Raw genomic sequence first — 3,714 nt, forward strand, 5'->3', positions numbered from 1 at the left:
CGGAGGTGGGCCGGGATTTGGCCGAGGCGGACGCGACGGTGCTGGCGGCGGTGGCGAACGGGCTGCGGCAGGCGCTGGCGCGGGAGTTGGAGGTGCAGACGCACACGGTGGCGCTGCTGGCTCCGGGCGCGGTGCCCAAGACGTCGAGCGGGAAGATTCAGCGCTTCGCGTGCCGGGCCGCGCTCGTGTCCGGGGAGCTGTCCGTACTGTGGCGCAGCGAGGCGGCGGGTGCGGAGCCGTTGGTGCGGGCTCCGGTGGTTCCTGTGTCCGAGGAGAAGGCGGCGGAGCAGTTCGGTGCGACGGCGGGTGTCTCGGCGGCAGAGGCCACGGCCTCGTCTGACGCGACGGTGAATCCGTTCAGCGCGAAGGACGGCTCGGAAGCCACGGCCTCGGCTGACGCGACGGTGAATCCGTCTAGCGCGAAGGGCGGATCGGAAGCCACGGCCTCGGCTGATGCGACGCCCTCCACGGGCGCACTGCCGGACGCGTCACGGATTGCGGCCTCCCCTGCCCGCTCCGTGGAGGAACTGGAGCGCATCCTTCGCGAGGAGCTGACCGCCGTGCTCGGGGCGGAGGCCGGCATTCAGGGCTCGGATGTTCCGCTCACGCAACTGGGCATGGACTCACTCGCGGCCGCGGACCTCCAGGCTCGCATCGAGAAGCGGCTGGGCATGCGCGTCTCCGCGGCCACCCTGTTGCAGGACGTGACCCTCCAGGGGCTCGCGGCTTCGCTGGCCCAGGGCCGCACCGCGACGGGCCTTGCCGCGCTTCCCCCCGTGCAGCGTCGCTCGACTCCGGCTGGGATGACGCCAGCCTCGTTCTCGCAGCAGCGGCTGTGGTTCCTCCAGCAGCTCGCACCGGAGTCCACCGCCTACCACGTCCCCGTGTCACTCTCGCTCCGGGGCCCCCTGGTCCCGGAGGCGCTGTCGCGCTCGCTGTCCGAGCTGGTCCGCCGCCACGAAGCGCTGCGCACGACCTTCGTCGCCCGGGACGGAGTGCTGTTCCAGCAAGTCCATGCGCCTTCGCCCGTGTCGCTGACGGTGGAGGATGTCGCCAGCCCGGACTCCGTCTCACGCGAAGCCCTGCTGGATGCGTGGGCGGTGCGCGACGCCCAGAGCCCGATGGACATGTTCACCGGGCCGCTGCTGCGCTTCGTGCTGCTGCGCTTCGCTCCTGATGACCATGTGCTGCTCGTCTTCGTGCACCACTTGATTGCCGACGGCTGGTCCGTGGCGGTGCTCTCGCGCGAGTTGGCCGCGCTCTACGGCGCCTTCGCCACCCAGCGCCCCTCGCCCCTGCCCGAGCCCGCGCTCCAGTACGGCGACTTCGCGGCGTGGCAGCAGACGCACCTGACGGCCCAGGCCCTGGCCCCGGAATTGGCGTGGTGGAAGCAGACGCTCTCCGGCGCGTCCTCATTGCTGTCCATCACCACCGACAAGCTTCGTCCCCAGCGACTGTCCTCCCACGGCGCCCGCCGGCTGCGCGTGCTGCCCGCGCCGCTGATGGCGAAGCTGAACGCACTGGGCCGCCGTGAAGGCGCCACGCCCTTCATGATGCTGGTGGCTGCACTGGGCACCGTGCTGCACCGCTGGAGTGGCCAGACGGACTTCATCCTCGGCTCCGCGACGTCCGGGCGCGATGTGCCGGGCACGCGCTCCCTCGTCGGGGACTGCACCAACTTCCTCCCGCTGCGCCTGCGCCTTCCTTCCGACACCACCGTGACGGGTCTCCTCGCCAGCGTGAAGCAGACGACGCTGGAGGCGCTGGCCCATGGGTACGTGCCGTATGACCATGTGCTCGCCGTCGCACAGCCGGGCTCGCAGCGGCGCGAGCTGTACAACGTCGCTTTCGTCCTGGACGACTACGCCATTCCGCGGGCCCAGCCCGTGGGTGGTGGCCTGACGCTGGACGTGGGGCTGCTGGACAACCGCACCACCGAACTCGACATGACTTTCGAGGCCGTCCCCGGCCCCGACGGACTGCTCATCGGCTGCAAGTACGCCACGGACCTCTTCGAGCCGGAGACCATCGACCGGCTCCTTTCCCACCTGGAAGTCGTCGTCGGCGGCATGGTGGCCGCCCCGGAGACGAAGCTCTCCGAGCTGTCCGTGATGACGGAGGCCGAGCGCCACCAGGTCCTCCACGGATGGAACCCACCCGTCGAGCCGTTCCCCACCAGCACGCTGGTGGAGCGCTTCGAAGCGCAGGTGGAGCGCACCCCGGACGCCATCGCCGTCACCTTCGAGCTGCGCCAGTTGACGTACCGCGAGTTGGACGCACGAGCGAACCAACTGGCCCACGTCCTCCAGGCGCGCGGTGTGGGCCCGGAAGTGCTCGTGGGCGTGTGCCTGGAGCGCGGCGTGGAGCTGGTGGTGACGCTGCTCGGCATCCTCAAGGCCGGAGGCGCGTACCTGCCCCTGGACTCCGCGCACCCGCGCGAGCACCTGGCGTTCCTGCTGGAGGATGCGCGCTCACCGCTCGTCCTCACCCAGGCGTCGCTGGAGGACCGCGTGCCGTCGGTGGATGGCACCTCCGTACTCACCTTCGAGGCGGCGATGGCCTCCGGCGCTTCGCCCGAACGGCCGTCACACCGGAGCGTTCCCGGAGACCTCGCGTACGTCATCTACACCTCGGGCTCCACGGGACGTCCCAAGGGCGTGATGGTGCAGCACGACCACGTCACGCGGTTGTTCAGCGCGACGGACGCGAAGTTCCACTTCGGGCCTGCGGACGTGTGGACGCTGTTCCACTCGTACGCATTCGACTTCTCCGTCTGGGAGTTGTGGGGCGCGCTGTTGTACGGCGGCCGGCTGGTGGTGGTGCCGTACTTCGTCAGCCGCTCGCCGCAGGCCTTCTTGCGCCTGCTGGCCGACGAGGGTGTCACCGTCCTCAACCAGACGCCCACCGCTTTCCGTCAGCTCCTCCACGCTGAACAGCAGGCCGCGTCCCAGGGCGAGGCCCCGGCCCTGGCGGCGCTGCGCTACGTCATCTTCGGCGGTGAAGCGCTGGACCTCGCGTCGCTGCGCCCCTGGTTCGAGCGTCACGGCGACGTCCGGCCCCAGCTCGTGAACATGTACGGCATCACCGAGACCACGGTGCACGTCACGTGGCGTCCGGTGGGGCTCGCGGACCTGGAGCGTCCTGGGGCCAGCGTCATCGGTCAGCCCATTGCCGACCTTCAGCTCTACCTGCTGGACGCGGCGGGGCAGCCGGTGCCCCTCGGGGTGCCGGGAGAAATCCACGTGGGCGGCGCGGGCGTGGCCCGGGGCTACCTGCGTCGGCCGGAGCTCACGGCCTCCCGCTTCGTGGACGACCGCTTCGGCCCCGTACCGGGGCGCAAGCTCTACCGCGCGGGAGACCTGGCGCGGCGCCTGCCCTCTGGCGAGCTGGAGTACCTCGGCCGCATCGACCACCAGGTGAAGCTCCGGGGCTTCCGCATCGAGCTGGGTGAAATCGAATCCTCGCTCAGCACGCACCCCGACGTCCGCGAGACGGTCGTCATCGTGCGCGAGGACGTACCCGGCGAGCAGCGCCTCGTGGCCTACGTCGTCCCCGCCACGGTGGAGGCCAGCGCCCTGCGTGAACACCTGCGCGCGCGGCTGCCCGAGTACATGGTGCCCGCCGCCTTCGTCGGCCTGGAGGCCCTGCCCCTCACCACCAACGGCAAGGTGGACCGCCGCGAGCTTCCCGCCCCCACGGCAAGCACGTCCTCCC

1 protein-coding gene is annotated in these 3,714 nt (G+C 70.8%); it reads left to right on the top strand.

The genetic code is table 11. The features are described from left to right. Positions 1–3,714 (top strand): non-ribosomal peptide synthetase (locus tag D7V88_RS39695; RefSeq protein ID WP_120545709.1); only part of this gene is annotated, 3,714 nt, incomplete at both ends.

The sequence above is a fragment of the Corallococcus terminator genome (genome assembly GCF_003611635.1).
GTDB classification, from domain to species: domain Bacteria; phylum Myxococcota; class Myxococcia; order Myxococcales; family Myxococcaceae; genus Corallococcus; species Corallococcus terminator.